The sequence below is a fragment of the Bacillus sp. ISL-18 genome (genome assembly GCF_018613415.1).
Taxonomy (GTDB): Bacteria; Bacillota; Bacilli; order Bacillales; family Cytobacillaceae; genus Neobacillus.
This window is the reverse complement of sequence record NZ_JAGGQG010000004.1, coordinates 157,587-177,796: the sequence shown is the minus strand read 5'-3', so window position 1 is coordinate 177,796 and position 20,210 is coordinate 157,587. Positions and strand designations below refer to the sequence as shown.

Annotated in this window: 17 protein-coding genes; 14 read left to right on the top strand and 3 right to left on the bottom strand. The window is 39.6% G+C overall.

The genetic code is table 11. The features are described from left to right. Positions 1-468: 468 nt before the first annotated feature. From J7E81_RS08380 to J7E81_RS08370, 3 genes are read right to left on the bottom strand one after another with little or no spacing between them, the layout of a single operon-like run. A complete protein-coding gene (locus J7E81_RS08380) occupies positions 469-1,317 on the bottom strand; it encodes a PRD domain-containing protein (protein WP_215041704.1) in 849 nt (282 codons plus the stop codon). A 33-nt stretch (positions 1,318-1,350) separates the two neighbouring features. Continuing rightward, positions 1,351-2,817, bottom strand: a complete 1,467-nt coding sequence (locus J7E81_RS08375; protein ID WP_215041703.1) for a glycoside hydrolase family 1 protein — start codon at positions 2,815-2,817, stop codon at positions 1,351-1,353. Positions 2,818-2,831: 14 nt separating this feature from the next. Continuing rightward, entirely contained in the window at positions 2,832-4,676 is a 1,845-nt protein-coding gene (locus tag J7E81_RS08370; protein WP_215041702.1) for a beta-glucoside-specific PTS transporter subunit IIABC, read from the bottom strand. A 603-nt stretch (positions 4,677-5,279) separates the two neighbouring features. On the opposite strand from J7E81_RS08370, the gene J7E81_RS08365 reads away from it, so the two are divergent. From J7E81_RS08365 to J7E81_RS08300, 14 genes are all read left to right on the top strand, one after another. Continuing rightward, positions 5,280-6,317 (top strand): zinc-dependent dehydrogenase, encoded by a 1,038-nt coding sequence (locus J7E81_RS08365; RefSeq protein ID WP_215041701.1) that lies wholly within the window; start codon positions 5,280-5,282, stop codon positions 6,315-6,317. Between the two features lie 36 nt (positions 6,318-6,353). Then, positions 6,354-7,178 (top strand): class I fructose-bisphosphate aldolase, encoded by an 825-nt coding sequence (locus J7E81_RS08360; protein ID WP_215041700.1) that lies wholly within the window; start codon positions 6,354-6,356, stop codon positions 7,176-7,178. Between the two features lie 15 nt (positions 7,179-7,193). Next, positions 7,194-8,723: a xylulokinase gene (locus tag J7E81_RS08355; protein WP_215041699.1), complete on the top strand. Its 1,530-nt coding sequence runs from the start codon at positions 7,194-7,196 to the stop codon at positions 8,721-8,723. 49 nt (positions 8,724-8,772) lie between these two features. After that, a complete protein-coding gene (locus tag J7E81_RS08350; RefSeq protein ID WP_215041698.1) occupies positions 8,773-10,110 on the top strand; it encodes an MFS transporter in 1,338 nt (445 codons plus the stop codon). A 286-nt stretch (positions 10,111-10,396) separates the two neighbouring features. Then, positions 10,397-11,356, top strand: a complete 960-nt coding sequence (locus J7E81_RS08345; RefSeq protein WP_215041697.1) for a D-2-hydroxyacid dehydrogenase — start codon at positions 10,397-10,399, stop codon at positions 11,354-11,356. A gap of 106 nt (positions 11,357-11,462) precedes the next feature. Next, on the top strand, positions 11,463-12,329 hold the full coding sequence (locus tag J7E81_RS08340; protein WP_215041696.1) for a MurR/RpiR family transcriptional regulator: 867 nt from the start codon (positions 11,463-11,465) through the stop codon (positions 12,327-12,329). Positions 12,330-12,476: 147 nt separating this feature from the next. Next, positions 12,477-13,397 (top strand): ribose-phosphate diphosphokinase, encoded by a 921-nt coding sequence (locus J7E81_RS08335; protein WP_215041695.1) that lies wholly within the window; start codon positions 12,477-12,479, stop codon positions 13,395-13,397. Between the two features lie 86 nt (positions 13,398-13,483). After that, positions 13,484-14,629 carry a glycerate kinase gene (locus tag J7E81_RS08330; protein ID WP_215041694.1) on the top strand — a complete coding sequence of 382 codons (1,146 nt, stop codon included), beginning with the start codon at positions 13,484-13,486 and terminating at the stop codon, positions 14,627-14,629. A gap of 597 nt (positions 14,630-15,226) precedes the next feature. Beyond that, positions 15,227-16,528: a pyrimidine-nucleoside phosphorylase gene (locus tag J7E81_RS08325; protein WP_215041693.1), complete on the top strand. Its 1,302-nt coding sequence runs from the start codon at positions 15,227-15,229 to the stop codon at positions 16,526-16,528. Between the two features lie 62 nt (positions 16,529-16,590). Then, positions 16,591-16,989 carry a cytidine deaminase gene (locus tag J7E81_RS08320; protein ID WP_215041692.1) on the top strand — a complete coding sequence of 133 codons (399 nt, stop codon included), beginning with the start codon at positions 16,591-16,593 and terminating at the stop codon, positions 16,987-16,989. 61 nt (positions 16,990-17,050) lie between these two features. After that, positions 17,051-18,232 (top strand): NupC/NupG family nucleoside CNT transporter, encoded by a 1,182-nt coding sequence (locus J7E81_RS08315; protein WP_215041691.1) that lies wholly within the window; start codon positions 17,051-17,053, stop codon positions 18,230-18,232. 100 nt (positions 18,233-18,332) lie between these two features. Next, complete coding sequence (locus tag J7E81_RS08310; protein ID WP_215041690.1) at positions 18,333-18,950, top strand: AmiS/UreI family transporter; 618 nt, start codon at positions 18,333-18,335, stop codon at positions 18,948-18,950. Between the two features lie 138 nt (positions 18,951-19,088). Continuing rightward, a complete protein-coding gene (locus J7E81_RS08305) occupies positions 19,089-19,754 on the top strand; it encodes an SDR family NAD(P)-dependent oxidoreductase (RefSeq protein ID WP_215041689.1) in 666 nt (221 codons plus the stop codon). A 240-nt stretch (positions 19,755-19,994) separates the two neighbouring features. Continuing rightward, the coding region (locus J7E81_RS08300) for a hypothetical protein (protein WP_374104010.1) at positions 19,995-20,210 on the top strand (216 nt) is incomplete at its 3' end.

Here is a 20,210-nt window from a genome sequence, read left to right as displayed (position 1 = left end):
TTTTATTCAGACCAATGGAATGAGAAAATCTGCAACCACGCGGATAGTGGCGTTTTTAAACAAATGTTTGATTACTTGCGAGATATGGGGAAAGAATGGGAAATGTCTCGGCTGAGTCGATAATTATAAAATTTTCCGGGAAATTGGAGAGATTTCGGTATATTATCCTAACTTGACTCGACAGTATTTTTACTAGTTTTCAAGAGAATGACTTTAAGAACAAAGGATTCCGCTTTTTTAATTAAATGTTTGATTGGTAAAGTATAGCGAGAATATAGTCGAATCAGGTTGTGAGTTAGGTACCCAAATCACCTTTGCATGGGCAGCGAGGGCTGTAAAAATCGGAGTGGGAACTGCTGTTGATTTTGTAAAAGGATTAACACCTGGGGAAATTATTATAGAAGAGAGGAGAATTAAGGGACGGTTCTCATGCTTCCGAAGCATAAGAACCGTCCCTGTGCATACTTATTATCCAAGCTGATTATAGGAAATTAACCTGTGTATATGAACGGCAAGATAGGCTAGTTCGGCATTCGGAATGGTAATTCCGTGAACTTGTTTAATATATTCTTTTACTTTAAACGCACCATCCATAGCCTGTGGATATAAGCTGGCAATTTGCTCGAACAGTGTATTGTCTTTTTCATCAATCATCTTATCTGTATAGAAGCGTTCTACAAAAAATTTAACATGGGTGATAAACCGAGTATAATGGATGTTTTCCAGATTCATGTTGATATTCAACGTATACCGAACTAAGTTGACGATGCTCCCAATCATTTTGGCAAACTTCATGCCATCTTTCGATTCTTTCTTTTCCCCTTGAGCGTTGATTAAATGAAAAGCAATATTGGCTGCTTCCTCGATTGGTAATTCTACATTGAGCTTTTCATTCATTTGCTTTAGGGCATATACGCCAATTTCAAATTCCTCTGAATAGTAATTTTTAATCTCCCAATATACGCGGTTGGTGATATTGATATTTTTTATATATCTTTCTACGGCAAAATGTAAATGATCCATCAACGTAAAATAGATCCCTGTATTAAGCTTGGTGTTCAGTTTTTCTTCAGCAAAATTTACAATTTGCTGAGTCAGCTCGATAAATACAGGTGGAATGGTGTCTAATAAACCAAGAAACTCTTTCACTTTGATATTCTCAACTGGCAGGAAGATTTGATCCGCTTGCTGTTCCTCAATGATACTCCCAGCTTTTTGTCCATAACCAATTCCTTTACCAAATAGAATGTATTCTTTTTTTTGTTCATTTTCTACCAATACTACGCTTGAATTTAGGACTTTTTTAATTTTTATCACCGTGTTCACCTTCCTATGAGAGAAATTGGATTCCTATTCCAAATCTTCTCCGTTGCTTTCAATTACTTTTTTATACCAGTAAAAGGAATCTTTGCGGCTGCGATTTAACGTGCCATTTCCTTCATCATCCTGATCTACGTAAATAAAACCGTATCGTTTAGACATCTGGGATGTACCTGCACTAATCAGGTCGATTGGTCCCCAGCTTGTATAACCAAACAGATCGACACCTTCTTCAATGGCAGCTTTCATTTGTTTAAAGTGTTCTCTAAAGTAATTAATCCGATAGTCATCATGAATGGATCCATCACTTTCGACTTTATCAAATGCACCCATACCATTTTCTACAATAATAAGCGGCTTTTTATAACGATCATACAATTCAATTAAAGATATTTTTAAGCCGACAGGATCGATTTGCCAACCCCAGTCTGTTGAAGGTAAATATGGATTCTTAACGCCCATAATCGTATTTCCAGCTGTCTTTTCCATTCCATCTATTGCTGATTCGGTCAGTGACATATAATAGCTGAACGAGATGAAGTCAACCGTATGTTTGCGAAGAATATCGCGATCATTTGGTTCCATTTTAATCTGGATATTTTTCCGTTCAAACATTTTTTCAATCATCACTGGATATTCCCCAAAAACTTGTACATCGGCGTAAAAATAGTTATGAAGATTTTTCTTAAGTGTAACTTCCACGTCTTCAGGGTTGCAAGTATTTGGGTAACAAGTCAGCTTTGTTAACATACAGCCAACCTGGCTCCCCGGAATGATCCGATGGCAATCTGCTGTAACCATTGCAGATGCAACAAATTGGTGATGCAATGCCTGGTAAACAAGTTCTTCTTCCTTGCCTTCCGGACAGCGGTCTGGAATAATTCCCGCAGTGGTGAAGGGATGGCGGTTGATACTATCAATTTCATTAAATGTCAGCCAGTATTTGACTAGATCCTTATAGCGGTTAAAGCACACATTCGAGAATCTTACGAAATGGTCGATTACTTTTCTTTCCACCCAGCCATTATATTTCACACTTAATGCAAGGGGCATTTCATAATGGGAGAGGGTAACAATTGGTTCGATTCCCAATCTTCTCATTTCAGTAAATAGACGATCATAGAATTGTAATCCAAGCTCATTCGGCTGTTCCTCTTCTCCAGTAGGGAAAATTCGGCTCCAGGCAATCGAAACACGTAAGGTTTTAAATCCCATTTCCGCAAACAGCGCCAAATCCTCTTCATAACGATGATAAAAATCAATCCCTCTTCGCTTAGGATAAATCTTATCACTTTGATCAGCCATTGCTTTTTCAATTACATCAGATGAAATAGACACATGGCCCTCATAATCATCTAATTTTAAGTTAGACTTATAGGTAGCCACATCGGCTACCGATAGTCCTTTTCCATCTACATTCCATGCGCCTTCAACCTGATTGGCAGCTACAGCGCCGCCCCATAAAAAATTCTCTGGAAATCCTTTAGTCATAGCCATTCTCTCCTCATATTTTAGTTTCCTAATGCTGTTACAAACATTAAGGTATCTTTACGATCAACATTCTTTAAATCAGCGACTTTTACAGAGTACTTGTCTTTATTCGTCACGACAGCAATTGTGACTGGATCGTATCCTTCTTCTACAATCTTTTCAATATTAAACGTTAACAACAAATCTCCGGCCTTTACTTCATCTCCAACTTTCACTTTCGGTTCAAAGTGTTTTCCGCCTAATTGGACGGTATCAATACCTACGTGGAACAAAATCTGTGCTCCATTTACTGTCGTCATTCCCAATGCGTGGTTGGTATCAAAAATCATTTCTATTTTTCCGTCAACAGGTGCGTATAGTTCTCCTTTTGATGGAATTACAGCGATACCTTCACCCATAATCTTGGATGAGAATACTTCATCCTTTACTTCTGATAGGGGAATCATTTGTCCGATAACAGGACTCTTAAACTCTTTTTCAGCCGATACATTCGAAATGAAATCTTGCTGCTCTTCTTTTACCTTTTGATCTTTTCCTAGGATAAATGCTGTGATGAATGAAACTGCAAATGAGATCACCAATCCAATGATGGCATTGATAATATTTTTTGGCAGGTCTTCAGAGATAAACATCGATAAGCTCGCTAATCCCGGTCCAACCAGTACGAACGCCTGCAATCCAACGATTCCGATAAATGTACCGCCAATGAAAGAGCCAATCATAACACTTGTTAACACCTTTTTATTTTGGAGTGTAACCCCGTATAATGCTGGTTCAGTAATACCAAATAATGCGGAAATCCCTGCAGAAATGGCTGTGGATCTTACTCTTCTATCCTTTGTTCTTAGAGCAACTGCGAAACAAGCACCACTTTCCGCAATATTGTGTGCGAGGGAAGCAGGTAAGTATAGAACTTCCTTACCAGAACCCATTGCGGTTACTGCATATGGAACCATCGCTTTATGCATACCAGTTGCAACCATAAGGGGTAATACAGTTGCTAGAAGAGCTACAGCAATCCAACCAACTTTTGCAAATACTGCTAAAATCACGGCTGCAAAACCTTGGCCTATTGTAAAACCTAGTGGTCCTAAAATCAGTAATGAAATCGGAACGGTAATTAATAGTGACATCATTGGGACGAAGAAGATCCGAATCGCTTTTGGTGAGATCCGAGTAAACAACTTTTCCACCTGTGCGAATAGAAGAACCGTTAAGATAGCAGGGAATACCTGGTAAGCATAAGCAATATTCTTCACTGTGAAGCCAAATAGATGCGCGCCTTCGGTTAACATGGCTGTCATATTTGGTAATATTAAAGCGCCAACGGAAGCAAGGGCCACTAGTGTATTTACCTTCAATTTATTTGCGGTTGTGACGGCTACTAAGAGTGGGAGAAAATATAAAGGTGCATCTCCAATTTGGTTTAAAATTTTATAGGTTTGTCCGTTTGCATCCAGTAAACCCATTAATGAGAATAGCAGTAGTATGGACTTTAGAACCCCGCCACCGGCAATCGCAGGTACCAGCGGCTGAAATACGCCAACGATAAAATCTAAAATAACGCTTCCAATTTTTTGCTTCTGTTTTGGTTTACTGGTGGATCCAGCGCTTGCTGGAGGGGATCCAATCATGTCCATCACTTCATCATAAACTTCGACTACTTCATTTCCGATAACGACTTGGCATTGGCCCGTCATTTTTACTGCAATCACGCCTGGAACGCTTTTTAACTTTTCAACATTGGCTTTGCTAGTGTCAATTAATGAAAATCTTAATCTTGTTGAGCAATGTTCAAAATGAGAAATATTTTCTTTGCCGCCTACATACTTCAAGACTTCAGCCGCGGTTAGTTTGTAGTTCATCTTGATTCTCTCCTTTTTTAGATTCGTGAAAGGCTGCAGAATTTGGACGAAAAAAAAGCAGGATCTAAAACGACAAATAACAATATTTGCCAATTTTTAGATCCTGCCTGCATTACCAGTCACATGTCTATGTTTGTGTATTTGATTTGTTTTGATTATATAACCTGATTTTGAAAGCGTCAACAACTTTTTAACACTTTAGAAATTCCAATTTTATACAGGGGGGAGGGAGGATCCACCTCCTAAGTTTCCATAAACAAATCATATTTTTTAATTATTATGGAGCAGAGGAACCGTCCCTGTGCATCTTTTGAAAAAAATATTCATTTTTGTTAAATAAATGTTGAAGGAAATTACCACCATATGTTATGATATGTTCATGGAAGAGTTGTTTGAAAATTCTTATAGTAAATGGTGTTTACACTGTTTACAGGGAAAAGAAAGCGCGGTTATTATCTGGTTTAGCGAGGTGATTGATTGAAATTGCAAAATTAAGGCTATTTAATGGTAATTTGAAAAAAAATAACGCTATTAATAATCTTTTTGTGAAGGAAATTACCACCAATATAATATAGTTAATAATAAAAGGAAGGAGTGGAAGGAATGAAAGCAGCAATATTCTATGGACCCAATGACCTTAAGCTTGAAGTAGTAAACAACCCGGAAATCAATGAATATGAGGTACTAGTCAGGGTTAAAGCAAGTGCAGTATGTGGTACCGATGTTCGTATTTATGAAGGAAAAAAGACAAAGGGTGTGAGAACCCCTTCCATCATAGGTCATGAACTTGTTGGGACGATTGAAGAAGTCGGCGAAAAGGTAAATGGGTTTTTTATTGGGGATCGGGTAGGGGTTATGCCGGTTATTCCATGTGGAAAATGCTATTACTGCTTAAATGGCAGAGAAAATGTATGCGCAAACCGGACCGCTATCGGTTATGAATTTGATGGAGGATTTGCTGAGTATGTTCGGATTCCACGTACAGCATTAGAGGCAGGAAACCTAGTGAAAATTCCTGATCATATCTCCTTTGAACAAGCCGTTGTCACTGAGCCGCTCGCATGTTGCCTTAACGGTCAAAGAAAAGCGAATGTGAAAATGGGTGATAGCGTTGTCGTAATTGGCGGAGGCCCAATTGGACTTATGCATGTTCAATTAGCAAAAATTGCTGGAGCAAAATCCATTATATTAAGTGAACCAATTGATCATCGCCGTGAAAAAGGTCTTATTGCTGGTGCTGATTATGCAATCGATCCTACAAAGGATTCTTTAGAGGATTTAGTCCTTAGTGAAACAGAGGGACTTGGTGCAGATGTTGTTATTATGGCTATTGGTGTTCCGTTCCTCGTGAATTCAAGTGCAAATCTATTGAAAAAGGGTGGTAATTTAAATCTATTTGCCGGATTTACAAAAGGGGTACTATCAGAAATCGATCCTAATGTTATCCATTATAACGAGATTACTATAAATGGAACTTCTGCTCTAACTCGCTCTGACTATCATAAGTCACTTTCACTGATTGCTTCCGGTCAGATTAATACGGAGGTCATCACAACAACGGGATATAGCCTAAATGATATTGAACAGGCGATTGAAGATGTAAAAAATGGAAATGGTATGAAAACAATTATTACTCAATAAACCAAAAAAATAAAATTGGAAGAGGAGTTTTTGAAAATGTCATTTTTAGGTAAAGAAATTCGTATGAGCCGTCTATTAAACCAGCAGGATGGAAAACTATTAGCAGTTGCAGTTGATCAAGCAATGGCACGTGGTATATTTGATGAACTTATGCCAATCCAACGAAAGATTGATGAAATTGTCGCAGGTGGTCCTGATGCAATGACCATGCACAAAGGAATTGCTGAAATGTGCTTCCGTCCACATGCTGGTAAAGCAGGTTTGATTTTAAAATGTTCCACATTTTCACCTTGGCAGCCAAACTATGATGCATGGGTTACTCAAGTAGATGAAGTCGTTCGTTTAGGAGCAGATGCTGTCTCAATGGGTTGTATCGTTGGCGGAGATGACCAGCCTGAACAGCTTCGTAATCTTGGAATCATTGCCGGTCAAGCGGCCGCACACGGTCTTCCAATGATTGCTCATATTTATCCAAGAGGAAACCAAATTCCACAAGAAGATAAAGATAATTGGAAACATATTGCTTATGCTGTCCGGGCAGGAGCAGAGCTTGGTGTAGATATTGTAAAAACAAAATATACTGGAAATCCAGATACATTCCGTAAAGTCGTTGAATCTACGCCTGGAAAAGTAGTTGTGGCAGGGGGGGATAACGGCGGCGGTATCGAAGATTATTTCCAAATGGTTTATGACGTCATTGATGCCGGAGGAACAGGAATTACCTTTGGAAGAATTGTATGGAACAACGCTAATCCAACAGCAGTGGTAGAAGCATTTAAAAATATTATTCATAATAAAGGAACTGTCAAAGAAACCATCGAATTATATAACGAGTTAATTCACACTCCAGTAAATATATAATGAAGGTGAAAAGCGATGTCTCATATTATTGGGATCGATATCGGTACGAGCGGAATTAAGGTCGGAGCCATGAATAATGAAGGAGTATTGCGGTACCTCGAGTACCAGCAATACTCCCTGATTTACCCTGAAATGGGTTTGGTAGAGATAGATTTAGAGGACGTTTGGCAAAAAACGAAGGCGCTTTTATTGAAAGTTTGGCAGCAGGTAGAAACAGTTGGCAAAGTTGAGGCGATTTCCCTTTCTACTTTTTGCAATAGTTCCGTATTTTTAACTGAAAATGGAGATTCGTTACATCAAGGGATTACCTATTTAGACCAAAGAAGTAGAGCTGAGTGCGATTGGATTAAGAGCACAATTGGGGAAGACCTGATATTTAAGATAACGAAAAACCGATTAGAACCCGGAATGTATACGCTAACAACTCTTTTGTGGTTTAAGAACCATTATCCAAATGAGTATAAAAAAATGTATAAATGGGGTAACCTTTCCACCTTTATTTTGCATAAGCTTACGGGAAGATTTGTGATGGATTGGACGCAAAGTTCTTACACCGGTATGTATGATATTGAAAATTACGAGTGGTCTCCAGTTATTTATGAAAGCGTTGACATTGAACATGAAAAACTACCGGATGTTGTTGCACCCAGTTCAATTGTTGGTGAGTTGATTCTCGATGAAGCACAATTTACTCCTGTTCCTGTCATCGCCGGTGCAGCAGACACAGCATGTTCAACAATTGCCCTTGGGATCGGCGTTAATGAAATGTTTGAATCCGTCGGAACCTCTAACGTGCTAACCACCTGCATGGATAACCCTGATGTGTTGGATATCCGCTTTATGAATCGATGCCATGTCATTAAAGACCGCTGGTTATCTCATGGGCCGATGTCGTTTCCGGGTGCAGCTGTTCAATGGTTCTATGAACAATTTTTGAAGCCGGAGGGTCATTCCAAAGCGATTTTAAGTGAGCTGGCTCAGGCTTCGATACCGGGTTCCAACGGTGTTTTTTTCCTCCCTTATATGCAAGGGGAGAGGGCGCCTATTTGGGATGGCGATGCACGGGGTGTTTTTGTCGGAATTCATTTGAATACAACGAAAGCGGATATGTATCGAGCCGTTTTGGAAGGGTGCGCATTAGGACTCAGACAAATCAATGAGATTATTGAAACGAAATATCAGCTGCGTTTCGACGGCTTTACCTCGATTGGCGGCGGTGCCAAAAATAGAGAGTGGGCACGAATTAAAGCCAATGTATTAAATAAGAAAATTCATCTAAAGGATATTTGTGAAACAGGTGTTTTAGGTACTTGTTTAATAGCGGGCACAGCAATCGGCCGGTATTCGTCTTTGGAAAATGCAGCAGATGAAATCAGTAACGATACAATCTTTATTGTTGAGCCTGAAGAAGAACTGTTGAGATCGTATGATGAGTTACATCCAGTATTTAATGAGTTATATCCGTCCTTACAATCATTCTTTACGTTAAGTGCTAGATCAAGGGAAAACAAGTTAAAGAATGTAGATAGAGAGGTATTTAGTTAAAAAAAAAGTGAAAACCTTTACAAAAAAATAGCGAACTGGGGGAAATCAAATGTCAGTACCTGAGGCAAAGGTCAGGGTCAATCATGCACTTAAGCAGAAGTCGAATTATCGCTGGTTAGTTCTCGGACTCGTGTTTATTCTATACATGGTTTGTTATGCAGACCGTGCAAATATTGGTATAGTCCTTCCGTTTATTCAAAAAGAATTTACGTTAAATAATTTCCAGATGGGAGCGATTTCAAGTTTCTTCTTCTTAGGATACGCTTGTACCCAAATTCCAGCAGGCTTCTTGCTTCGTAAAAAAGGAACCCGTGAAATCGTTTCGATTGCCGTTATTGGTTTTTCAATTGTTACGTTCTTACTTGGAACAGTTTCAGGTGCTGCTTTCCTTGTTATTTTAAGGTTACTCTTAGGTATAACTGAAGGCCCTGTACCGGTCAGTATGACATCGACGATTAACCAATGGTTCCCGGCTAAAGAAAAGGCAACCGCAACAGGCTTTTATATTGCTTCCACCCAGCTTGCTCCAATCTTTGTACCGATAGTGGCTGCGGCAATTGCTGTATCGTTCGGATGGCGTTCTGTTTTCTTCTATTTTGCCATTCCAGGGATCTTTATCGCCATACTTTGGTATTTATTTGTTCGGTCAAAACCAGAAGACAGCTCAAAGGTTTCACAAGCAGAGTTGGACTACATCCGTCAGGAAGAAGTGGTTACGACTGAAACTACTGTCGATAACCAAAGATCACTAGGCTGGATCGATAAATTGATTCGTTATCAAAAAATACAACCCATTAGCACTCCAAAAAAGGTGTTCAGTTCTTGGAATATTTGGGGAAATACGCTTGCTTATTTCTTGATGAACAGTGTGTTATACGGGATGTTGACATGGGTTCCTATGTATCTAGTAAATGCGAAGCACTTCTCCTTGATCAAGATGGGCTTCCTTGCTTCCACACCGGCAATTGGCGGACTAATCGGCGCACTTTTAGGCGGTTTAATTTCTGATAGAGTTTTCTTAAAGAGACGTAAACCAACGATGTTGATTACCGCGTTAGCAACAGCGGTTATGATGTTGGTTGTTACACAAATCCCTAACAATGGTACACTTGTAGCCCTTTCCTTAGGTTTGGCTGGTTTCTTCCTTAATATTGGCTGGCCGTCCTTTACAGCCTATCCAATGGGCTTAACAACTAGAGAAACTTATCCAATTGCAATTGGCACTGTTAACAGCGGAGGAAACCTTGGTGGATTCTTCTCTCCAATGATTGTTGGTGCGATTCTTGATGCAACCGGCAATTACAACCTGGCATTTGGCTTCTTCGGAATTATGTTAATCATTGGCTTCTGTGTTATTTTAACATTAAAAGAACCTAAACAAGCTTAATTAAAAAACCTAAATGAAACGAAGTTTCCAGCCATGGATGGAAATTCTCGCAGGAAATGATTCGTTTCTAACGATCATTCAGACTACCTGAGGAAAATACGTAGATACCCAATTGAAAAGAGACAAGGCTAGCAATGATAGAAAAAGGGATTTCTCTAAAGCGACGATGAAGGAAATTACCACCTTATTATTGTGGGAAAACACGGAAATTATTACCGATAATTTAAAGTGTTTTTCCACTGTAATTTGCCAAAGTGATAAAACGATAAGAGGAGATGGCTTTTTGATGAATATTTGTGTATTAGATGGATATACCTTGAACCCTGGTGACTTAAGTTGGGATCAATTATCGCAGATAGGGAAGACTGTTGTCTATGATCGAACTCCAGAGGATCTTATCATTGAAAGGGCTGAAAACGCAGAGATTATTTTAACAAATAAAACGCCATTAAGCAGGGGAACACTTGAGCAGCTGCCTAATCTTAAGTATATAGGGGTTTTGGCAACAGGCTTTGATGTGGTGGATACAAAGGCTGCAGAAGAACGAGGAATCGTCGTTAGTAACATTCCGACTTATGGGACGGAATCGGTATCCCAAATGGTATTTGCTCTGCTGTTAGAACATTGTCATCATGTTCAACGCCATAGTGATGCAGTTATGGATGGACAATGGGGAAAGAATCCTGATTGGTGCTTCTGGAACTACCCGCTTGTTGAATTGACTGGTAAAACGATGGGAATCGTCGGTTTCGGGCGTATCGGACTTCAGACGGCAAGGATTGCTTCCGCTTTTGGTATGCACATTCTCGCCTATGACGCTTATCATCGCGATATTGATCTGCCAAATTTCCAATGGGCCGAGCTGTCTGATTTAATGAGGCAATCAGATGTTGTCAGCTTGCACTGTCCGCTGACCCCGGTTACGGAAGGGATGATAAACGCTGAAAATTTATCCCTTATGAAACCTTCAGCCATTATTATCAATACATCAAGGGGGAAACTTGTCAACAACCAGGATTTAGCGGAGGCTCTTAATCAAGGAGTGATTTCCGGTGCCGGATTGGATGTTCTGGCTGTGGAACCTCCAGAAGATACAAACCCACTGCTGCATGCAAAAAATTGTATTATCACGCCTCATATTGCTTGGGCTACCAAGGAGGCACGCAGCCGCTTGTTGGATTTGGCAGTGGACAATATAAAAGCGTTTGTAGTTGGAACATCTAAGAACGTGGTATATTCCAGTTAGAACCTGGATTAAGGGCATTGGGAATTCCATTGCCCTTTTTTTTTCTAAAATAAGGTAGAAAAATGTCGAATAAATATTATAAAATCAAAGGAAAGGAGGAAAACATATGAGTGAATTAAACATAAATACAAATCCTGGATTTTTTACGAGAATAAATGCAGCGATGTCTAAACTGCGGGATTCAGAAAAAAAGATTATTGAGTTTATTGAACAGAATCCGGAAGAAATTATCCACCTTTCCATTACAGAAGTAGCGGAGAGAAGTGAAACAAGTGAATCTTCCATTGTCCGTTTATGCAAGAGGCTTGGCTATAAAGGATTTCAAGATTTAAAAATCAATTTGGCAAAGGAAGTAGTCGCCCCTGAAATGCAGATTCATGAGGCTATTGAAAAAGGCGACAATGCTGTTACCATTAAAAAGAAGGTTTTTCAGTCAAACATTCAAGCTTTATATGATTCCATTGAAGTTTGTAGTGATGATGAAATTCTTAAGGCCGTTGAAGCCATTGCAAATGCCCGTTTAATTGAGTTTTATGGAACAGGAGGATCAGGAACGGTTGCTCTTGATGCACAGCATAAGCTTTTAAAATTAGGGATAAAATCATTTGCCTATAACGATTCGGTTCTTCAGGCGATGTCAGCGAGTGTACTGACAGAGCAGGATGTAGTCATTGGAATCTCACATACCGGTTCAAATACTGACGTATTGGCTGCGATGAAATTGGCTAAGGAAGCAGGTGCCACCCTTATTTGTATTACCAATTCATCTAAATCGCCCATTACAAAAATTTCAAATATCGTTCTGCAAACCGCATCAAAGGAGACATTGTTTCGTACTGATGCAATCTCATCAAGGATTGCTCAATTAACCATTATTGATATTCTTGTCGCTGCGGTTGCAAATCAAAAATATGAATTTAGTCAAGCTAACCTTCAGAAAACACGCCATTCAACAACCGAAAAAAAGCTGTAGCTTATTAAAAAGTTACTCTTTTTTTTAGAAATGCATTGAAGGAAATTACCACCACATGATAAGATAATAATATGAAAAATATTTTCAAAAATTTGAAATATTGTGTGGTGGACTTAGGTGGCGTACCAATTAAAGAAGTGTTTTAAAATGTTTGCTTTAAATTCTAATCAAGAGCTAGCTAGTGAGATGGCCGCACTGTTAGGCTGTGAGTTGGGGAAATGCTCTGTAAAAAGGTTTAGTGATGGTGAAATTCAAATTAATATTGAAGAAAGTGTACGAGGAAGTGAAATATACTTAATCCAATCTACTTCACAGCCCGGTAATGAACATATTATGGAGCTTCTTATTATGATCGATGCTTTAAGAAGAGCCTCTGCTCAAATTGTTAACGTTGTCATACCCTATTATGGCTATGCGCGGCAGGATCGGAAGGCTCGTTCCCGTGAACCGATTACGGCTAAGTTAATTGCAAACCTTTTAGAACGAGCTGGGGCAGATAGGGTCATTACAATGGATCTTCATGCTTCGCAAATACAGGGCTTTTTTGATATACCTGTTGACCAATTAATTGGTGTTCCAATCCTTGCTAAATATTTTGAGAATAAAGGATTAGAAGATATTGTTGTCGTTGCACCAGATAACGGTGGTGTTGTAAGAGCAAGGAAAATGGCAAGCAGTCTAAATGCTCCGATTGCTTTTATCGATAAAAGACGCCCTCGGCCGAATGTTGCTGAAATCATGAATATTGTCGGAAGTATTGAAGGTAAAAATGCCATAATGATCGATGACCTAATTGATACGGCAGGTACTATTACACTAGCAGCAAATGCCTTAGTTGAGAAAGGGGCAAAGGCTGTTTATGCCTGCTGTACCCACCCTGTTCTCTCAGGTCAAGCTATTTGTAGAATCCAATCTTCAGCCATTAAAGAACTTGTTGTCACGAACACAATTGAACTGCCGTATGAGAAAAGAATTCATAAACTTACCTCTTTATCCGTGGCCCCATTGTTGGTAGAGGCAATTGATCGAATTCATAATAATAAGTCAGTAAGTCCGTTATTTGAATAGAAGTAAGTTTCATTTGCATTAACTGGTAGATGCTATAGTAGGACAAGAAATAGTATTAAACCAAAAGAGTTAACGAGGAGGTTTCCATGAAGATTGTAATTGCCCCCGATTCATTTAAAGGATGTATGAGTTCAGTAAAGGCAGCGAATTCCATTAATAAGGGAGTATTACGTGCGTTCCCTGAAGCAGAAACGATTCTGTTGCCTGTTGGGGATGGTGGAGAAGGAACATTAGATACACTAGTTGCAGCTACCGAGGGATATAAGATTTCTGTGGATGTTAAAGGTCCTCTTGGAGACATGACTGAAGCTGAATACGGCATTCTTGGTGATGGAGAAACATGTGTAATTGAAATGGCAAAGGCTTCTGGCCTTGTGCTTGTGCCTCCATCTCAGTTAAATCCTTTAAAAACCACAACCTATGGAACAGGAGAATTAATTAAAAAGGCTTTGGATGAAGGATACAAATCATTTATTCTCGCCTTGGGCGGTTCGGCCACTAATGACGGAGGGGCTGGAATGCTGCAGGCCCTAGGGTTAAAGCTACTTGACGATAACGGAGAAGAGATTGGATTGGGTGGTGCCGAGTTAATACGAGTTACTTCAATAGATAATTCAACGTTTGACTCAAGGATTGCAGGATGTGAATTTTTGATCGCTTCCGATGTACAAAATCCTTACATCGGTCCGGACGGCGCATCAAAAGTTTTTGGCCCCCAAAAGGGTGCTTCTCCTCAGGATGTAGAATTTCTTGATGAATGTTTGAGGAGCTTTGCAGATGTAATTGAAAAGGAAACGGGCGTACATCTTCATGATCTTCCCGGTGCCGGGGCAGCAGGCGGAATTGGTGGTGCTTTTCAAGCCTTTTTCCCTTCTAAAATGAAGCGCGGTATTGATGTAGTGATCGAGTATACCAGGCTGAACCAATTAGTCGAAGGAGCAGACCTTGTGATTACAGGGGAGGGAAAGGTAGATTTTCAAACAGCCTCTGGGAAAACACCAATGGGTGTTGCTCAGGCTGCCTCATCGAAAAATATTCCCACTATCATTCTAGCAGGCTCTATCGGAAAAGGCATCGAAGCGCTTTACCAGTACGGTGTAGTAAGCGTCAACAGTATTATCAACGAGCCCATGATGCTAACAGAAGCAATGGATAAAGCATGCGAATTAACCGAATTCACCTCAGAGCAAATCGTTCGTTCCTTTTTTTATCAAAAAAAATTAATAAATTAAGAAGCATGGGGACGGTTCTCATGCTTCTTTTTATTGAATCCTATTCTCTAGCACATTACGGCTATATTCAGTCGAGCAGATTTTGCTAGATTGGACCACTAGATCTGACCTTGACTTAATCTAGTAAGGCAAAATAAAGGGTCACACGATGGGGAAACTTGCTTCGCCAATGAGTGGTATGATTGTGTACCACAAATCTTTGCACCCTTCTCCTAAAGGGATGATTTGGAAGCAGAAGAACCGTCCCCGTGCTTCTTTTTGAAAAATTATAAAACTAAAACAATTTGGTAGCCCCTTTACAAATCAGGTTACTACCACTATAGTAATCACATAGTTTTTTATTAATCTGTGGCAATAGTAAACAGTAAACCTTGTATTCGCAGAAATGTAAACGCTTATTATCAGGAATGATAGTGAAGGTTCAGAGCAACCAAGAATCTATTACCATTAATTTCAAAAAAGAAAGGGTTTACAACTCTAGTGATAAAGGAGTAAAATCAAGTTGTTCGTTAGACGTCCGACATCTAACATCTAACCTTTATATTCATATACGTAGTTTAAACAAAAATGACTTTTATAAAAAAGAGGTGCGCTTCCATGAGAATGGTTGATGTAATTGAGAAAAAACGTGATGGTTACGAATTAACCAAAGACGAAATCCAATTTTTGATAAACGGGTTTACAAAAGGTGATATTCCTGATTATCAAATGTCGGCTTTTGCCATGGCTGTGTTTTTCCAAGGAATGACAAAGGGAGAACGTGTTTACCTAACAGAGGCAATGGTTCAATCCGGTGATCAAATTGACCTCTCAGGCATTGAAGGGATTAAAGTAGACAAGCACAGTACCGGTGGAGTTGGCGATACCACAACTCTTGTGCTGGCACCGCTTGTTGCGTCTGTTGGCGTACCAGTAGCAAAAATGTCAGGAAGAGGCTTGGGTCACACTGGAGGTACGATTGACAAATTAGAATCCATTAAGGGATTTCATGTAGAGATATCAAACGAAGAATTTATCCAATTAGTAAATGAAAATAAAGTTGCTGTAATTGGTCAGAGCGGGAATTTAACACCTGCGGATAAAAAATTGTATGCACTTAGGGATGTAACGGCAACAGTTGACTCCATTCCGCTTATTGCCAGCTCCATCATGAGCAAGAAAATTGCTGCAGGAGCGGATGCAATTGTTCTCGATGTTAAAACAGGCAGCGGTGCATTCATGAAAAATCTTGACGATGCGAAAGAATTAGCAGAGACGATGGTGGAGATCGGCAATGGCGTCGGCCGTAAAACAAAGGCAATCATTTCCGATATGAGCCAGCCGCTTGGATTTGCAGTTGGGAATGCTCTTGAAGTGAAAGAAGCGATTGACACTCTAAATGGACAAGGGCCTGAAGATTTGCAAGAACTTTGTTTAACCCTTGGAAGCCATATGGTTGTCTTGGCAGAAAAGGCTGCTGATCTAGAGCAGGCACGTGAAATGTTAAACGAATCTATTCAGAGCGGTCAGGCTTTACAAGCCTTTAAAACCTTCCTTGCATCACAAGGAGGAGATGCATCGGTTGTCGACGATCCAGCTAAACTTCCTACAGCCTCCTTTATGATAGAGGTTCCAGCTAAAACTTCAGGTTATGTGGCTGAAATTACAGCGGAAACAGTAGGAACTGCGGCGATGATGCTCGGTGCGGGACGAGCTACTAAAGAATCTGTCATTGATTTGGCCGTAGGTGTTGTCCTTCAAAAGAAAGTAGGAGATCGTGTTGAGGCAGGAGAGTCCTTGGTTACGATTCATAGCAATCAAGAAAATGTTGAGGAAGTCATTGAAAAAATTTACTCCGCTTATAAAGTGACAGATGAAAAAGTAGCCAAGCCTACACTCATTTATACAGAAATTCATTAATCTAGATGGCTGGCCGTTTGGTCAGCCTGTATCCTCCAACATAACTGAAAGGGTGACAAAGTATGGATATGCAAGCATTACTCGATCAAGCGATAGAAGCTAGAAAAAAAGCGTATACTCCTTATTCAAATTTTCAAGTAGGCGCAGCTGTTTTGACAAAAGATCATCATGTCTTCCAAGGATGCAATATTGAAAATGCCTCCTACGGATTGACTAATTGCGCTGAAAGAACAGCCATTTTTAAAGCGGTTTCTGAAGGAAAAAATGAAATTGATACCATCATTGTCGTTGCTAATACAGAGGGCCCTGTTTCACCTTGTGGAGCCTGCCGGCAGGTAATGGCAGAATTCTGTGATAAAGATACGAAAATCATTTTAGCGAATTTAAAAGGCGAAAAGCTAGAGACAACCATTGATCAATTGCTGCCTGGTTACTTTTCTTCTAAAGATTTAACAAAGTAACTATTTTTTGTTCGCAGTGGAAGCGAATACACTAAAGATTTTATACATCTGGAGGTCTGACATGAAATACATCATTGCGATTATTGGACTGCTTGTTGTTTTTGGACTAGCCTACTTGGCAAGCAATAATCGGAAAGACATTAAATTAAAGCCGATTATTCTTATGGTCATTATTCAAGTGATATTATCAGCATTATTATTAAATACCACATTAGGATTAGATTTGATCAAAGTATTTGCCGGGGTCTTTACTAAATTACTAGATTATGCCGGTGCCGGAATATCGTTTGTATTCGGCGGAATGGCCAATAAAGGAGAAATGCCATTCTTCCTAAATGTTTTACTGCCCATCGTGTTTATTTCCGTGTTAATTGGCATATTCCAGCACTTGAAAATTCTTCCGTTTATTATGAAGGCCATTGGGTTATTGCTAAGCAAAGTAAATGGCATGGGGAAATTGGAATCATATAACGCTGTTGCTTCGGCCATGATTGGTCAATCTGAAGTGTTCATTACCGTGAAAAAACAGCTTGGTCTTCTGCCTGCCCATCGTCTATACACCCTTTGTGCATCAGCGATGTCCACGGTTTCTATGTCGATTGTCGGTGCCTATATGACGATGATTGAACCACGATACGTGGTCACGGCCCTAGTTCTTAACTTATTTGGCGGATTTATCATCACTTCGATTGTGAATCCTTATACGGTTGATCCAAACGAGGATATTCTTGAAATTCAAGAGGTAGAAAAACAAAGCTTTTTCGAAATGTTAGGCGAATATATTCTTGATGGTTTTAAAGTAGCAATCATTGTTGGTGCGATGCTTATTGGATTTGTTGCCTTGATGGCTGCGATTAATAATGTTTTTGATTTAATTTTCCATATTACCTTCCAGGAATTATTAGGATATGTCTTCTCACCAATTGCGTTTATCATGGGAATTCCATTCTCAGAGGCTGTCCAAGCAGGAGGTATTATGGCTGAAAAGCTTGTAACGAACGAGTTTGTAGCGATGATGGACCTGGCAAAGGTGGGTAAATCCTTTAGTCCTCGTACATTAGGAATTATCTCGATTTTCCTTGTTTCTTTTGCCAACTTTTCATCGATCGGGATTATTGCCGGAGCGGTCAAAAGTCTGAACGAGAAAAAAGGGAACGTTGTGGCCAAATTTGGCTTAAAGCTTTTATACAGCGCCACTTTAGTAAGTGTATTGTCGGCTGTAGTAGTAAGTATCGTTTTATAATCTGTGAAAAAGCATTTTTTCATCATTCAAAGGATGGAAAACTGCTTTTTCCTTTTTGAAGGAGGGAATGTTGTGAAAAGACTTTTTCACAACAGAGAATATGAGCTTTGTCGGACTATTTCTTTCGGGTGCCGTTTTATTTCTTAATAGCTTGATGTTAACAGGAAAAGCGGAAGCGAAAAGTGTTGGGGTCTTTAATCTGTTTGTAGGTGTTATACAGCTGATTATACCGTTTTATTTGCTAATGGTTTCAGGTCAAGATCATTGGGACATATATAATTACGCCTCTATCTTTTTATTTGGCTTAACTTATTTATATGTTGGAGTCACCGCATTAAAAGGACTGGATGGCAGGGGACTTGGCTGGTTTTGTTTATGGGTGGCGGTCATAGCGGTTGTTTATACGTTGACAGCTATCATCCACTTTCATGATACTGTGGGTGCACTAACATGGGGGATGTGGGCTTTTCTTTGGTTTTTATTCTTTTTATCCAATTCACTGGAAATGAAAATTGACCATTATCTTGGGAAGGTTGCCTTTGTTCAATCCTGGGTCACATTAACCATCCCATCTTTATTGTATTTTTTAGGTATTTGGAATACCCCGGTTGTTAATCAAATAATGCTGATTGTTTTAATCGTATCCATCGCTTATTTTGGTATAAGCTTATTCAAATTTAGGTTATTCGTCCCGTTAACCCATGCAGAAAAACAATGAAATATTTGATGATACTGATTTGGGGAGGATATAAAATAGATTAATGTGAACATGCCTGCTAGGGGACAAGCTTTTTAAAAAATTTGAAAGAAGGCAACGTCTGGAATAGGACTAACTATTTGTATGGAGGTGCGGGGGTTGAAAACAATACTCATTACAGGGGCAGGCACAGGGCTGGGAAAAGAACTGGCCCTGGCCTATGCACAAAAGGGAAACAGGATTATTCTAATTGGAAGAACCGAAACACACCTGGATAAAGTGAGGCAAATGATTGATCAAACAAATGGCAGTGCGAGATCATTGGTTTGTGATATTACGGATTCTATTCAGGTTAAACAAGTGCTCGCCGATTTGAATGAAACCGAAAAAATTGATCAAGTGATTAATAATGCAGGGATCGGTTATTTCGGTCCTTTGCAAAACATCCCGGAGGATCAGATTAGTCACATGATCGATACAAATGTAAAAGGAACCATCTATGTAACAAAAGCGCTATTGCCAGCCTTCCTGGAACGGAATGCCGGGAAGATTATGAACATTATTTCAACCGCAGGATTACGGGGGAAGGTCCATGAAACGGCCTATTGTGCAAGTAAGTTTGCCATTCGTGGGTTCACTGAAGCCTTAGTGAAAGAGTTAGAGCCTACTTCGATTTCGGTTTCTGGTGTTTATATGGGTGGCATGGATACTCCTTTTTGGGATGAAAATCATTATATAACGGATCGCTCAAGATTAAAATCAGCAAAAGAAGTGGCATTGGAAATACTGGAAAGGGAAGATGAAATCGAGTTGATTATTGGTTAGTATTTCATCTTTAGCAGGAAGCATGGGGAAGCATGGGGACGGTTCTCATGCTTCTTTTTTATGGATTGCTGAACTACAAATCAATTATGGCTTCAATCGGTTAGGCAGGTTTTGTATTTTTTGGAAGATGGGATTATAAAGAAAAGAGTTTAAAATTAACTCTGTAGAACCTTACCATAAATAGAGGCAGTCTAAATATCGGTTCAATATCGGACAAGGCAAAGCTAAAATGGCAAGATCGTGTCCGAAGTCGAACCAACTTCAGACAAGGCAAAGTCAAAAGAGCGAGGCTGTGTCCGAAGTCGAACCAACTTCGGACAAGGAAGAGGCAAGAGAGCGGGGATGTGTCCGAAGTCGAACCAACTTCAGACAAGAAAGAGCCAAAAGAGCGAGGAGGTGTCCGAAGTCGAACCAACTTCAGACAAGGCAAAGCAAAAAGAGCGAGGATGTGTCCGA

What these genes read in the sequence shown, in the direction of transcription:
- J7E81_RS08365 (WP_215041701.1), top strand. Translation starts at nt 5,280, where the DNA reads ATGAAAGCAGCAATATTCTATGGACCCAATGACCTTAAGCTTGAAGTA.
- J7E81_RS08350 (WP_215041698.1), top strand. Translation starts at nt 8,773, where the DNA reads ATGTCAGTACCTGAGGCAAAGGTCAGGGTCAATCATGCACTTAAGCAG.
- J7E81_RS08330 (WP_215041694.1), top strand. Translation starts at nt 13,484, where the DNA reads ATGAAGATTGTAATTGCCCCCGATTCATTTAAAGGATGTATGAGTTCA.
- J7E81_RS08360 (WP_215041700.1), top strand. Translation starts at nt 6,354, where the DNA reads ATGTCATTTTTAGGTAAAGAAATTCGTATGAGCCGTCTATTAAACCAG.
- J7E81_RS08325 (WP_215041693.1), top strand. Translation starts at nt 15,227, where the DNA reads ATGAGAATGGTTGATGTAATTGAGAAAAAACGTGATGGTTACGAATTA.
- J7E81_RS08315 (WP_215041691.1), top strand. Translation starts at nt 17,051, where the DNA reads ATGAAATACATCATTGCGATTATTGGACTGCTTGTTGTTTTTGGACTA.
- J7E81_RS08355 (WP_215041699.1), top strand. Translation starts at nt 7,194, where the DNA reads ATGTCTCATATTATTGGGATCGATATCGGTACGAGCGGAATTAAGGTC.
- J7E81_RS08370 (WP_215041702.1), bottom strand. Translation starts at nt 4,676, where the DNA reads ATGAACTACAAACTAACCGCGGCTGAAGTCTTGAAGTATGTAGGCGGC.
- J7E81_RS08340 (WP_215041696.1), top strand. Translation starts at nt 11,463, where the DNA reads ATGAGTGAATTAAACATAAATACAAATCCTGGATTTTTTACGAGAATA.
- J7E81_RS08335 (WP_215041695.1), top strand. Translation starts at nt 12,477, where the DNA reads ATGTTTGCTTTAAATTCTAATCAAGAGCTAGCTAGTGAGATGGCCGCA.
- J7E81_RS08320 (WP_215041692.1), top strand. Translation starts at nt 16,591, where the DNA reads ATGGATATGCAAGCATTACTCGATCAAGCGATAGAAGCTAGAAAAAAA.
- J7E81_RS08375 (WP_215041703.1), bottom strand. Translation starts at nt 2,817, where the DNA reads ATGGCTATGACTAAAGGATTTCCAGAGAATTTTTTATGGGGCGGCGCT.
- J7E81_RS08345 (WP_215041697.1), top strand. Translation starts at nt 10,397, where the DNA reads ATGAATATTTGTGTATTAGATGGATATACCTTGAACCCTGGTGACTTA.
- J7E81_RS08310 (WP_215041690.1), top strand. Translation starts at nt 18,333, where the DNA reads ATGAGCTTTGTCGGACTATTTCTTTCGGGTGCCGTTTTATTTCTTAAT.